The organism is Anoxybacillus sp. UARK-01 (genome assembly GCF_002075365.1).
GTDB classification, from domain to species: Bacteria; Bacillota; Bacilli; order Bacillales; family Anoxybacillaceae; genus Anoxybacteroides; species Anoxybacteroides rupiense.
Genome location: NZ_NASY01000047.1, coordinates 402,798 through 416,723, shown reverse-complemented (window position 1 = coordinate 416,723; position 13,926 = coordinate 402,798). Strand labels below are relative to the sequence as shown.

Here is a 13,926-nt window from a genome sequence, read left to right as displayed (position 1 = left end):
AGTCGACGGTCGTGTGACTGAACAATACGGCTTACAGACCCATCAATCGGTCTGTAAGCCGCCTGTTGTTCGGTGCTGTGCCACGCTAAGGCATAAGCAGGAAAGTTATTGACTTTTCTTGGACCGTCGAAAAATAGAAGTTTGCTTTTGAATAAATAATCAGTTCAATCTTCTCGTTGTATCTATGCATATAAATACAACTGAAAACGGGTGTCTGTCAAAACCTACATTCGAAAGAATCTCACGACTTGTCTAAATCATGTAATAAGCACGATCATCAAGCCATTGCGTATTAGGAAGATAAGAAAGCCCCCTAAAAGCTTGGGGGCTAATTCAACACGATAAACAAAACATGGATTCAATAAAAATACTGGTGCGATTATGGATATAATCGGTTTAATAGCCGTGGGAACGGAATCGTTTCACGCACATGTTCGACTCCGCAAATCCAAGCCACTGTACGCTCTAACCCTAAACCGAAACCTGAATGAGGTACAGAGCCGTATTGACGCAATTCTAAATACCATTGATACGCTTCAATTGGCAAATGATGCTCTTCTAAGCGCTGTTTAAGCAGATGGTAGTCGTGAATCCGTTCAGACCCACCAATAATTTCGCCGTACCCTTCCGGTGCAATTAAATCCGCACAAAGCACCACATCTGGACGGTTCGGATCAGGCTGCATGTAAAACGGCTTTAACGCAGTTGGGTAGTGGGTAATGAACACTGGCTTGTCAAAGCTCTCCGCAATCGCTGTTTCATGCGGCGCTCCAAAATCATCTCCCCATTGAATATCATCAAATCCTTTGTCATGGAGAAGTTTAATCGCCTCATCATATGTAATGCGCGGAAATGGAGCTTGAATCTGCTCAAGCTTTGATGTGTCACGTCCCAAAGTTTTTAATTCAAGCTGGCAATTTTTCAACACCGCTTGAACGATATACGATACATATCCTTCTTGCATCTTTAAGTTATCTTCAAATTCGTAGAAGGCCATCTCCGGCTCGATCATCCAAAACTCAATGAGATGGCGGCGTGTTTTCGATTTTTCCGCACGGAACGTCGGACCAAATGAGAACACTTTTCCAAGCGCCATTGCGGCTGCTTCCATATAAAGCTGACCGCTTTGAGAAAGATAGGCATCTTCATCAAAATATTTTGTATGGAATAACTCCGTTGTTCCCTCTGGTGCACTTCCTGTTAAAATCGGCGGATCTACCTTGACAAATCCGTTGTTATTAAAAAATTCATAGGTTGCCCGGATGATTTCATTGCGAATTTTCATAATCGCATGCTGGCGTTTTGAACGCAGCCATAAATGGCGATGATCCATTAAAAACTCAACACCATGCTCTTTTGGCGTAATCGGATAATCAACCGCTTCATGAATGGTTTGTATGTTTGTCACCGATAATTCATAGCCAAATGGCGAGCGCTCATCCACGCGAACAATCCCTGTCACATATAAAGATGTTTCTTGCGTAATGGATTTTGCCGCCTTAAAGACGTCTTCCGCTACTTGCGATTTTTCAACTACTCCTTGAATAAAACCAGTGCCATCGCGCAGCTGCAAAAAAGCGATTTTTCCGCTTGAACGCTTATTTGCCAGCCATGCGCCGATCGTCACCTCTTGTCCTACATATTTGCTTACTTCTGCAATTGTTGCTTTCACCGAAAATTCCCTCCAACATTTGTTCAAAAAACTATGTATGCATAACTTATATTATACCTTTCAGCCAAAATGTAAGCAATACACGAAGCGGCTCTGTCATCGACAAAGCCGCTTTTGAAGCTTATACACGATTTGCGCGTTGCTCCATAAATTGCTGAATGCGCTCCATCGCCGTTTCTAGCACATCAAGCGATGTCGCATAAGACAAGCGAACATTATCGGGAGCACCAAAGCCAGAACCCGGAACAAGCGCCACCTTTGCTTCTTCTAAGAGAGCTGTGACAAATTCGTCTACATGGTGATATCCAGCCATTGCGGCCGCCTGCCGCGCATTCGGGAACAAATAAAATGCGCCTTGCGGTTTAACGCACGTAAATCCTGGAATTTGAATGAGTTTTTGGTAAATAATATTTAACCGTTGTTCAAAGGCTTGCCGCATTTGTTCCACTGGCTCTTGTGGCCCACTGTATGCAGCAATAGCGGCATATTGAGCGATGGAAGTCGGATTTGAAGTGCTGTGGCTTGCAAGATCCGTCATCGCCCGAATGATCTCTTTATTTCCTGCAGCATATCCAATCCGCCAGCCAGTCATCGAATGCGATTTAGACAAGCCATTAATGATTACCGTTTGCGCCTTTAACTCTGGTGACAATTGAGCAATGGACACATGGCGATGTCCATCATAGACCAGCTTTTCGTAAATTTCGTCCGAGACAATGAATACATCATGCTCCAAGCAAATTTCACCAAGCGCTCTTAGTTCTTCTTCCGTATAAATCATTCCTGTCGGGTTACTTGGTGAATTAATAATAACCGCCTTTGTGCGATCAGTAATAACCGATTTTAATTGCTCAGGCGTAATTTTAAATTCGTTTTCCTCAAGCCCCTCGACATAAACAGGCACTCCTCCAGCAAGCTTTACTTGTTCCGGATAGCTGACCCAATATGGCGTTGGAATAACGACCTCATCACCTTCGTCTAAAATGACTTGAAATAAGGTATAGAGCGCATGTTTGGCTCCCACGCAAACGATTATTTCAGATGGCTCGTAGCGAAGCCCTTGGTCTCGTTCAAACTTTTTCACAATTTCCGTTTTTAAGCCCGCTAGTCCACCGGAAGGCGTATATTTTGTATGTCCCTCATTCATCGCCTGAACGGCCGCATCCATAATGTGCTGCGGTGTATTAAAATCCGGCTCTCCTGCTCCTAAACCGATGACATCATATCCAGCTGCTTTCAGCTCTTTCGCTTTAGCCGTAATTGCCAATGTCGCAGAAGGCGTGAGCGATGCCACTCGTTTTGCTAATTTCATGATCCATGTCCCCCTTCATGATTGTTGAAAGCTATATCTTTTCAAAAAAGCACCGTCTTTAAAGCTGAGGTAGTAAAAAGAATAACGATTGTTTTGATCAATATATGTCAGCTCCCAAAGAGGCACTCCTTTTTCCATGCCAAGCTTTGCGGAAACAATCTTTTTTGGATTTCGTTCCGCTGTTAACTTTTTGATGGCTTCTTCCTGTGTAATTCCGCTCTTGGCGTCTTTCACCACGATGCTTCCACTTTTCTCCGGAACCCAAACAATTTTGCGAGCTCCTTTACGATCATCACCCATAAATACAATATAGGTCTTTTCACCGTAATATGTATAAACTTGATCGATACGCGCAAAGGCCACTCTCTCAATCGCTCGCTTTCTTGCTGTTTCCATCAGCGATTGCTTCTGTCCGATCGCTGTGTGATAAACGCTTGCAGCTTGCCAAAAGAAAATACATAGCACAACAAAGCATAAAATACCCCACTTTTTCATAACAAACCACTTCTCTATGTACGGTAAATCGTAAAAACCGCTTTATTTTGATCTTTTTCATCAAGCGCCAATCCAAACATTAAGTTCTGCCTTTTCAGCGTTCGATTCAAGCAGTCGACAACTTTATATAAATCGGGTGAGTGCTGAATTTTGACAGTGGCTAACACCTCGATTTTACTTTCCATTTCACATTTTCCTCCTCCATGCCACAAATTTTGTTACTCATAGGAACAGAGCGGCGTGGCTACACTATACATACAACAAATTTGTGTTGTACCTTTCCATAATTATAACAGGTTCGTTGGACAATTTCATAAAAAAATTCCCCCACCTACATCTTATGGATCCCGCATCGTGTATATATACGATGCGGGATTTAAATAACAATTAGGCTTCCTCTCATTAAAGCTACCCGATCTTTTTTGGCAAAGGAAATGCTCTTTCATCCATGTTCGTTATCTGATGATCGAAAAGCAAACGATCAAAAAACTTTCAATGGTTCCTCACCATATCTTTATAAAAGCCCTCTTCATCTTACATGCGACAAGATCCAGCGACGCTGCTCTATTCCGCTATCCTACCTATAGATTGCTCATTTGCTCTCTATTTACACGATCAACACTCATCCATTATCTGTATACTATTTTAACGGCCATCACCATTCAAATTTTTTCGTGATGTATCCATGTAACGCAGGCCTAAACAACCTTGTTTAACCATTTGACGAACGAAAATAAACTGAACCCCATATCTAGCATTGTCATTTTTTCAAGCTTTGCAAAAGCTGCTCTAGCGGTGCTTCATAAATAGATACGGGGGGAAGCGAACCTACAAAATATTTTCCATAAGAAGCAGTGGTTAAACGGCGATCCAATACAAATAGCACTCCGGAATCAGTTGCTGTACGAATGAGGCGGCCAAAGCCTTGCTTAAAACGAATGATCGCCTGAGGCAGCGACAGATCATAAAACGGCCGTCCGCCTTTGGCGCGAATGCGCTCACTTTTCGCTTCTATCACAGGGTCATCTGGCGGAGCAAATGGCAAGCGGACCATGACAATAAAAGATAGCTGCTCCCTAGGTAAATCAATCCCTTCCCAAAAGCTGCTCGTTCCAAATAAAATGGCACGGTCAAATTGTAAAAAGGCCTTTGTGAGCTTTGCCGCATTTCCTCCTTGAATTCCTTGAGCAAGCAACACCAGTGTTTCGTCCTCATTTTTTTCTTTCACAATGGCAGCCGTCATTCGCAGAAGCTCATATGATGTGAACAATACCAGTATTTTCTCTTTGACCTGCTTTTCAATTTCTAGCAATTGTTCAGCTACAGCATGGGCATACTCTGGAAGCGACACATCTACAATAGACGGTAAGTCGCTTGGAATCATAATTTTTGCTTGGCGCTTATAATCAAATGGAGATGGAATCATGCGACAAATGGGATAAAAATCCTCTAACCCAAGCTGTGAGATTGCATAAGCAAATGAATGGTCCGTTGTTAAGGTTGCCGATGTCAAAATAACACTTTTCTTTCTTGTAAACAACCGCTCAGCAAAAAATTCTTCAAGCTCAATCGGCTGTGCATAAATAGCAGTAGCATTAGCGGCCCCTTTCACATCCGCCTCCATCCAGCGAACCACCTTCGAATCCGTATCTTCAAGCAAAAAGCGCAGACCATGAATCATGTCGTTCAGTACCGTCACATCTGTAAAGAACGAAAGGGAGGAAAGCGAAGGGTCGAGCATTTTCAGCTGTTCCGCCTTCTCTGCCAGCTCGGAGGTGTGATGACAGAGCCGCCAAAGCAACTCACGAATAGCGTTCCAATGTCTCCCTTTCTCTTCACTTGGATGAAAGCGATAGCGCAGCCGCACGGCATTGGAATTCGTTTGTTTTCGCAGCACGTATTGCCGGATCATGCGAAACCATTCATCACATTCCAATTCAATGTCGCTTAACACAGACTGAAAATACATAAAATAGTCTTGTTGTTCAAGCCGTTTTCGAAGCTGAAAGAAGGATCCTTCATCATGACCATTTCCGATGCGAGTTAATAATAATCGAACAGCTACATAATCAACGCTCTGGCCAAAGTATTGAGAAGCAACATCCTCAAGATGGTGTGCTTCATCAACAATGAGCTGCTCATATGGCGGAAACAGCGGCTTATCAGAATTCAGATCCTGCAATAAAAACGCATGATTGGTAATAATCAGGTCGGCCTTACTGGCTCGCTGGCGCGCCCTCTGGAAAAAATCATACTCCGCTTCTTCTTTTTCCTCACCCATATGCAGCATGGTCCAAAGCAGCTGGCCGCCCGAAGATAGCTGAAGCTCATCAACATCGCCTGTCTCCGTTTCTGTTAACCAAACGAGCAACTGGCATTTGGTTAGCACTTCATCGTAGTTTTTGTTTGGTTTATGCAAAAAGTGAACAAATTTTTCGAGTGAAAGATAATTTCGTTTCCCTTTTAATTGCGCGACATGAAATGGAAACGACGCAATACTTTGGAGCAATGGAATATCGCGCTCCATCAGCTGCTGGCCTAGCTGGAGCGTATATGTACTAATCACAACAGGCTTTTGATATTGCCGAGCAAAGTAAAGACTCGGAATAAGATAGGCCAACGATTTCCCAATTCCAGTTCCTGCTTCAATTAAAGCATGTTGTGATGTATCGAGGGCCTCATAAACCATTTCCATCATGTCCCATTGTCCTTGTCGATGTTCGTAATCACGGAAAGGAAGCGTCTCCGTATAGGTGAACCATTCTCGAAAGGAAACGGGACACTCTCCAATTTTTTGAGGAAGAGGAGACGGTTTTCGCAATGCGATTCCTTGATAGTAACTATATTGGTCATCGTGCAAGGATGTTATTTTTTGGGCCAGCATCGCATCCATAATCGAATGGACATCGCTTTTCATATCGCGCGATAAACGGCACAATTGCCGCAATGTCGCGACCGGCAGCGCCTCCAATTTATCAAGTAAAGCGAGCCATAATTGGGCTGTAACCTCCGCATCGCTATCCGCCTGATGAGGATGCTGATGGGGAATATGCAATGCCTTCGCCATATCACTTAATTTATAGCTTTCCATGCTCGGGTATAAAATTCGAGAAAGTTCAACCGTATCAATCATCGGCGGCTCCGGCAAAAAAACTCCCGCTCTGTTCAATTCCTCCTGCAAAAACGGCCAATCAAATGCAACATTATGGGCAACAAAATACGATTGCTTCAATAGTGCAGCAACTGTCGGGGCAAGTTCAGAAAAAAGCGGTGCATGGCGCACCATTTGCTCACCAATTTGCGTCAATTGCTGGATAAAAGGTGGAATGCTGCATTCCGGATTAACAAAACTGGAGAACCGCTTGACTATTTGTCTATTTTCAATAACGACGAGCCCGATTTGAATAATTCGATCCCCTTTTTTCACTGAATTCCCTGTTGTTTCTAGGTCTATGACTACAAACCGTTCATCCATCGTTTCACCTCAATCGCGCAATAATAGGGGCGTTCTCTACTGAGAAACAGCCCCCTTTTTTATGACAGGAAAAGCGGTAGCATCACCGCCTTCCTGCTTTTATATCCATACAAACGGATCGAATCTCTATCCTGGCCAAACATTTATAATAAGCCGGAACCATTACTTTTCTCCCTAAACATGAGAGGTTCTGTCTTTAGAAAGCTTGAGCTTCAGCTTACATCACTGTATGAGCTGGTTCGGCTACCATTAATTGCTGAATTCGATTATGCTCGTCCATAATCGCGATTTTCGGACGATGCGCTGCAATTTTCTCCTCTGGAATAAGGGCATAGGAAATGACGATGATGACATCATCCTTTTGCACAAGACGAGCAGCCGCTCCATTTAAGCAAAACACACCGCTTCCCCGTTCTCCTGGAATAATATATGTTTCAAAACGTGCGCCGTTATTGTTATTAACAATTTGTACTTTCTCATTTGCTACCATGCCAACCGCGTCCAAAATATCTTCATCAATCGTGATACTTCCAACATAATTTAAATTCGCTTCCGTCACACGCGCACGGTGGATTTTTGCATTCATTAATGTACGAAACATGATTGTCCCCCCAACATTACGATTCCACATCAAGAGTTATATTATCAATGAGTCGCGCATTTGTAAACCTGACAGCAAGCGCAATGATGATTTTTCCAGATATTTTCTGAAGCGGTTGCAAATCTGGATAAGAATATACTTCAACATAATCAATGATACCATGTGTATAAGTTTGAATATAATCTTCAACAAGAGCACAAATAGCCGATGGATTGCGCTCGCCATTTTCAATCGCCCGCTTCGCTTTTTGCAATGCCGCGTACAGGGCAGGAGCTTCTTTTCGCTCTTCCGGAGATAAATACACATTGCGCGAGCTTTTCGCTAGCCCGTCCGCTTCGCGAACAGTCGGAACTGGAACAAGCTCGATCGGAAAATGGAAATCGCGAATAAGTCCATCAACCACTGCTACCTGCTGCGCATCTTTCATCCCGAAGTAAGCACGGGTCGGCATGACAATATGAAATAGTTTCGCTAATACCGTAGCCACGCCATCAAAATGCCCCGGTCTTGATTTTCCGCATAATACATCAACGCGCTCCTTGACGGCCACCTGCACGCTTAATGGCCGCGGATACATTTCTGTCACGGATGGATAAAACAATAGATCCACCCCTGACGCTTTGGCGATCTTTTCATCTCTCTCCATATCGCGCGGATATCGGTCGAAATCTTCATTTGGTCCAAACTGCAATGGATTAACAAACACGCTTAATACAACAATATCATTTTCCTCTCGCGCTTTTTTCAGCAAGGCAGCATGGCCTTCATGCAAATACCCCATTGTCGGTACAAAGCCAATGGACTTTCCTTGCTGACGGTATTGGGCTGTTTTTTGCTGCATTTCTTGGATCGTTTGAATGATCATCATTACTGCTTTCCTCCATATAGTGCAATCCATTCTTCTTCTTTCATCGTAAACATATGCTCACGTTCAGGAAACTGCCGAAGCTTTACCTCCATCACATAGCTTGTCAAGGCATGCTGCATCGTTTCTTCAATATTGGCATATTTTTTAACAAACTTAGGTACCCGTTCTACTCCATATCCGAGCACATCATGATAGACAAGCACCTGTCCATCTACTTCATTACCTGCTCCTATTCCAATAGTGGGAATGGTTAATTGCTTAGTAATTTCGGCGGCAATCTGCTTTGGCACGCATTCGAGAACTAAAGCGACCGCTCCGGCCTCCTCGCACCATTTTGCATCTTGTAAAAGTTTGCGAGCGCTTTCAGCGTCTTTCGCTTGCACTTTATATCCACCAAGCACCCCGACAGATTGCGGAGTTAAACCTAAATGGGCAACAACTGGAACACCTGCTTCAGTCAGGGCACGAATGACCTCTATGACTTCGCCGGCCCCTTCAACTTTTACGGCATGAGCTCCAGACTGCTGCATGATGCGCTGAGCATTGCGAAGTGCTTCTTCCCTCGACAGATGGTAAGACATAAACGGCATGTCCGTGACAATGAACGTGTTCATGGCTCCACGCCGCACTGCCTTCGTATGATGAATCATGTCCTCCACTGTTACCGGAATGGTGGAATCATATCCGAGCACAACCATCCCAAGCGAATCGCCGACAAGAATCATGTCTACTCCAGCAGCTTCCGCAAGCTTTGCTGACGGAAAATCATACGCTGTCAGCATCACAATCGGCTCGTTTGTCTTCTTCATCTTCAAAAAATCACTGGTTGTTTTCATGGCATATCCCTCCTCCTTGTTTGCAGAGGAGATGAATCTCCGAATAAAAAAACCTTCTTCCCCACCTTGAGAAGAAGGATGTTGATTGTATCGGCCGAGTTCATCCCTCTGTCCCAGTCCTTTAGCGGATCAAGGCAGATCACATTGACAACACTGACACATTTTTCATGGTGCAGTTCTTCGCTAAAAGATACTGCCCTTGTACATCCATCTATATTTTAACAAAATTCGAACACTTTTGCTACAATGAAATATCGGCGGAATGAATGTGATGAATCGTTCCATCATGGTCTTCCAGGATTAATACGCCTTCATCTGTAATGCCGCGCGCGAAACCACGGATCGTTCCGTTCAAGGTGCGAGCGGTAATTTCTTTACCAATGCTTATAGCGTATCCTTCCCATAGCAGCTTGATCGGCAAAAAGCCATGCTGCAAATATTGCCGATACAATGTTTCCATTTTTAATAGTACTTCCTGGATGAGACGAGCTCGTTTTATTTTTTCTCCCTTTTCAATCGCCAATGATGTGGCAATGCCGCGAAGATCTTCAGGAAATTGATCGCGTTCATGATTGACGTTCACTCCCATTCCAATCGTAACAGAATGAACGCGATCAGGATCAGCCTGCAGCTCCGTTAAAATGCCGACACATTTTTTGCCGTTGATTAAAATATCATTCGGCCATTTAATATCAGGAACAAGCCCCGCCACTTCCTGAATAGCTTGGACAATAGCGACAGCTGTCAGCAACGTCAGCTGTGGCGTCTTTTGCGGCGGAATCGGCGGTCTTAAAATTAAACTCATCCAAACTCCTGTCCCTTTTGGCGAAAACCATTTTCGATCCATTCGGCCGCGCCCTGCCGTCTGCAATTCAGCGACAACAATCGTCCCCTCTTTTGCTCCTTCATGTGCCAACTGATGAGCCATTTTTTGTGTAGAGGTCACTTCTTCTTCAAAATAAATCGTTTGTCCAAACACCTCTGTTTTTAAACCAAGGCGGATTTCATTGGCTGTAATTTTGTCAGGCGTACTCACAATTCTGTATCCAAGGCGGCGCACCGCTTCAAGCTCAAATCCTTCCTTCCGCAAATCTTCAATATGCTTCCAAACGGCGGTTCTGGAACAGCCGAGAATATCGCTGATTTTTTGTCCGGAAATAAAATCGCCATTGGCCTCAGAAAATAATTCTAGCAATTTTTTTCTTGTGTCAGATTGCATGAAATGAGCCACTCCTTTATCCGCTCTTTGTCATTTTCTACTTTTCCTTGAATCACCGCCTGCTCCACTTTCTTCAGCATATTTGCCAGCCACGGACCGCCCGGACGTCCCATCCATCCCATGATATCTTTTCCGGTAATAGCTAAATCACTTCTGCTTTTAATAGGCAATTGAGCAAAGAGAGCGACGAGCCGTTGGCGATTGCTATAAGCATCTTCCATATCAATAAGGGAACGAATGGTTTCTGCCGCTAAAGCATAATCAAGCCCAAACTCATACAACTGCTCTTTTTTCCAATCATCATGTGAGCGAATGAGGGGCAGAATGTGCAAAATATGTTGCACATCCTTCATTAGCCGGTTAGGCAGCTTCCAAAGTCGCAAAAAAGCGGAAGATTCTTGATCGCTTAACAGCAAATAGCACAAAAATCCCCAGCGCTCCATCGAAGAGGACAATGCTTTCCAATCATATTGCGCCAACTTTTTTAACGGCTCTTTTTTTTCGCGAAGTCCCGGCAAATACACATATAATCCTGTTTCCTCTAACAGTGAGAAAGCCTTCTCTGCAAATGGGCCCGCCATCAATTTCTCAAACTCGGCTGTTATTCTTTCCACCGAAATATGCGCCAACAGCGAAGCATGTTCAATAATCGCCTGCTTCGTCTCCGTTTCTAACGCAAAACCGAGCTGACTGACAAACCGAATCGCCCGCATCATGCGAAGAGCATCTTCAGAAAAACGCTCGCTCGCCTTTCCAACGGTACAAATGATTTTAGCAGAAATCGCCCGCTGTCCATGAAACGGATCGTATAGTGTTCCATGATCGTCCATCGCAATGGCATTCATCGTAAAGTCGCGCCTTTGCAAGTCTTCGCGCAGGGAACGGACAAATGTCACAGACCCGGGACGACGATAATCTTCATACGTACCTTCCGTTCGAAAGGTTGTCACTTCATATGGAATACCGTCGTTTAACACAACAACGGTTCCATGCTTTAAACCAACGGGAATCGTTTTTGGAAAAAGCTTGATCACTTCTTCGGGAAGAGCGGATGTGGCAATATCAATGTCGCCAAGCGGACGATTTAGCAAATAGTCACGAACCGCACCGCCGACGAAATAAGCTTCATATCCATGTTGCTTCAGTTTACGAATAATGCCAAGCGCGCGTTGAAACGGTTCTTTCATCGCTTCACCTCTTTTATCAACGAAAAATAAACATCTTCGTATTGCTGTAAGATGTGCTGCGAATGAAATTTTTCATAAACAGCTTTAAGCGCTTGTTCAGCCATATATGTATGCAAATCTTCGTTTGTCAGCATTTGTAGCGTTTTTTCAGCTACTTCTTCGATATTGCCAAGCTCGCATAGAAACCCTGTCTTGCCATCTTCAATCACTTCAGGAATGCCGCCAATGTTTGTGCCCACACACGGAACTCCGCAAGCCATTGCTTCAAGCAAAACAAGTCCAAAGCTTTCTTTTTCCGATAAAAGCCATTTGACATCACTCATCGAATAAAGTTCTTCTAAATTTTCTTGTTTTCCTAAGAAAAGAACGTCTTCTGTTAATCCTAGTTGCCGCACTAATCTGCACACAACGGTCATTTCTGGTCCATCACCAACGAGCAGTAGTTTAGCAGGAATTTGGCTGCGAACATGCAGAAAGGCATGCACAACATCTTGAACACGCTTCACCTTGCGAAAATTGGACACATGGATAATGACCTTTTCTTGTTCTGTTATTCCATATTGTTGTTTTAAATGCTTAACATCTTTTTTATGATACACGCGTTCATCAACAAAATTATAAATGGTATGAATATCCTTTTGAACATCAAGCAGCTCGTAAGTTTGCTTAACAAGTGCATTCGACACAGCCGTAACCAGATCCGATTGTTCAATTCCAAATTTTATCATATCGCTTAACGACGGATCATATCCGAGAACGGTAATATCCGTCCCGTGAAGCGTCGTCACAATTTTCACATCGTATCCAACCATTTGCTTGGCTAATACCGCACAAACCGCATGCGGAATCGCATAATGAACATGCAGCACATCCAGCTTTTCCCGTTTGGCTACTTCAGCAATTTTACTTGCTAATGCCAAATCATATGGCGGATACTGAAACACGGAATACTGATTGACTGTTACTTCATGATAATAAATATTGCAATATACTTTATTTAGGCGAAAGGGCATACTTGAAGAAATAAAATGAATTTCATGTCCTTTTTCCGCCAGCAATTTTCCCAATTCTGTGGCGACAACACCGGATCCGCCAACCGTTGGGTAACAGACAATTCCTATTTTTAGCTTCATTGTTTCTCTCCTAGCAAATCATTTGAAATGACGAGCGGCTGTTTCGTCATAAATCCTTCGGCAAACAGCACTCCGACTTGCTTTCCCCATAACCGCTCGCGGCTTTCAACGGTTTCGATATAGCCATTGGTTAACGGCGTATCAACCGACTGAGCTGTTTTTTGAAATTGACTTGCATAAGCTCTCAGGCTCGCCAGCTTTGTTTCCATCGTATGGCTAATATCAACAACAAAATGTGGCCGTTCATAACTGTTAATCATGTAGTAATAAAGCGATAACACACGATGTGCCGGCAGCCCTCCTGCCTCATAACGGCGAATCCCAGCCGAAAACATCGCTTCTTCGACAAGAAAAGCACAATTTCCATGATCGGGATGACGATCTACCCAATACGGTGCAAAGATGACTCGTGGACGATACTGGCGAATAACAGCGGCAATACAGCGAATAGCCTCTTCTGTTTTATATAAGCCCCGATCGGGCAGATGAAGATTGATTCTTGCCGCAACTCCGAGCAACTCAGCTGCTTTTTGCGCTTCTTTTTGCCGCCGTTCTACAGTTCCGTTAGACGACAGCTCTGCCAAGGTTAAATCGCAAATGCCGATTCGATACCCTTGCTTCGCATATTTGGCGATCGTTCCCCCCATCCCGATTTCCACATCATCTGGATGAGCGCCAAATGCTAGTATATCAAGTTGCTCATGCTCCATTTTCGTCACCTTTTCTCTCATGAATAATAGTCCGCCATTGGAAGTCGCCACGCTCAAGCCCTCTAATTAAAATTTCGGCCGTCCCCATATTAGTGGCCAGCGGCACATTATAGACATCGCATAACCGAAGCAGAGCACTGACGTCCGGCTCATGAGGCTGGGCGGTTAAAGGATCACGGAAAAACAATATCATATCGATTTCATTGCGTGCAACCATAGCGCCAATCTCTTGATCTCCGCCTAACGGTCCCGAACAAAACCGATGGATAGGCAAACCGGTTGCCTCCATAATGCGCAAACCCGTTGTTCCCGTTGCATACAGCTCATGCTTTGCTAAAATCGTTTGATAAGCTGTCGCAAACTGAATCATATCCGCCTTTTTTTTATCATGCGCGATTAAGGCAATTTTCACGCTGAC

The 13,926-nt window shown here is 44.0% G+C and carries 13 protein-coding genes; all 13 read right to left on the bottom strand.

Going from position 1 to position 13,926, the window contains the following annotated elements; all coding sequences use genetic code 11:
* Nucleotides 1–379: 379 nt before the first annotated feature.
* The gene (gene asnS, locus B6A27_RS14290) at nucleotides 380–1,672 is read right to left on the bottom strand and encodes an asparagine--tRNA ligase (protein WP_080862423.1); all 1,293 of its coding nucleotides are present in this window, start codon (nucleotides 1,670–1,672) and stop codon (nucleotides 380–382) included.
* Nucleotides 1,673–1,793: 121 nt separating this feature from the next.
* Nucleotides 1,794–2,984 (bottom strand): pyridoxal phosphate-dependent aminotransferase, encoded by a 1,191-nt coding sequence (locus tag B6A27_RS14285; RefSeq protein ID WP_080862422.1) that lies wholly within the window; start codon nucleotides 2,982–2,984, stop codon nucleotides 1,794–1,796.
* 15 nt (nucleotides 2,985–2,999) lie between these two features.
* A complete protein-coding gene (locus tag B6A27_RS14280) occupies nucleotides 3,000–3,479 on the bottom strand; it encodes a cell wall elongation regulator TseB-like domain-containing protein (protein WP_080862421.1) in 480 nt (159 codons plus the stop codon).
* 14 nt (nucleotides 3,480–3,493) lie between these two features.
* Nucleotides 3,494–3,664, bottom strand: coding sequence for a YpmA family protein (locus B6A27_RS14275; protein ID WP_080862420.1), 171 nt, complete (start codon nucleotides 3,662–3,664; stop codon nucleotides 3,494–3,496).
* 575 nt (nucleotides 3,665–4,239) lie between these two features.
* Entirely contained in the window at nucleotides 4,240–6,954 is a 2,715-nt protein-coding gene (dinG, locus tag B6A27_RS14270; RefSeq protein WP_080862419.1) for an ATP-dependent DNA helicase DinG, read from the bottom strand.
* 217 nt (nucleotides 6,955–7,171) lie between these two features.
* Complete coding sequence (gene panD / locus B6A27_RS14265; protein ID WP_044742285.1) at nucleotides 7,172–7,555, bottom strand: aspartate 1-decarboxylase; 384 nt, start codon at nucleotides 7,553–7,555, stop codon at nucleotides 7,172–7,174.
* Between the two features lie 16 nt (nucleotides 7,556–7,571).
* Nucleotides 7,572–8,423, bottom strand: coding sequence for a pantoate--beta-alanine ligase (gene panC / locus B6A27_RS14260; protein ID WP_080862418.1), 852 nt, complete (start codon nucleotides 8,421–8,423; stop codon nucleotides 7,572–7,574).
* On the bottom strand, nucleotides 8,423–9,259 hold the full coding sequence (gene panB / locus B6A27_RS14255; protein WP_080862417.1) for a 3-methyl-2-oxobutanoate hydroxymethyltransferase: 837 nt from the start codon (nucleotides 9,257–9,259) through the stop codon (nucleotides 8,423–8,425). Before panB ends, panC begins: the two co-directional genes overlap by 1 nt.
* A gap of 241 nt (nucleotides 9,260–9,500) precedes the next feature.
* The gene (locus B6A27_RS14250; RefSeq protein WP_080862416.1) at nucleotides 9,501–10,490 is read right to left on the bottom strand and encodes a biotin--[acetyl-CoA-carboxylase] ligase; all 990 of its coding nucleotides are present in this window, start codon (nucleotides 10,488–10,490) and stop codon (nucleotides 9,501–9,503) included.
* The gene (locus B6A27_RS14245; RefSeq protein ID WP_080862415.1) at nucleotides 10,448–11,665 is read right to left on the bottom strand and encodes a CCA tRNA nucleotidyltransferase; all 1,218 of its coding nucleotides are present in this window, start codon (nucleotides 11,663–11,665) and stop codon (nucleotides 10,448–10,450) included. Before B6A27_RS14245 ends, B6A27_RS14250 begins: the two co-directional genes overlap by 43 nt.
* Nucleotides 11,662–12,798 carry an N-acetyl-alpha-D-glucosaminyl L-malate synthase BshA gene (gene bshA, locus B6A27_RS14240; protein ID WP_044742280.1) on the bottom strand — a complete coding sequence of 379 codons (1,137 nt, stop codon included), beginning with the start codon at nucleotides 12,796–12,798 and terminating at the stop codon, nucleotides 11,662–11,664. Before bshA ends, B6A27_RS14245 begins: the two co-directional genes overlap by 4 nt.
* A complete protein-coding gene (gene bshB1, locus B6A27_RS14235; RefSeq protein WP_080862414.1) occupies nucleotides 12,795–13,508 on the bottom strand; it encodes a bacillithiol biosynthesis deacetylase BshB1 in 714 nt (237 codons plus the stop codon). Before bshB1 ends, bshA begins: the two co-directional genes overlap by 4 nt.
* Complete coding sequence (mgsA, locus tag B6A27_RS14230) at nucleotides 13,498–13,920, bottom strand: methylglyoxal synthase (RefSeq protein ID WP_044742278.1); 423 nt, start codon at nucleotides 13,918–13,920, stop codon at nucleotides 13,498–13,500. The genes bshB1 and mgsA overlap by 11 nt, the downstream gene beginning before the upstream one ends.
* Between the last annotated feature and the right edge of the window lie 6 nt (nucleotides 13,921–13,926).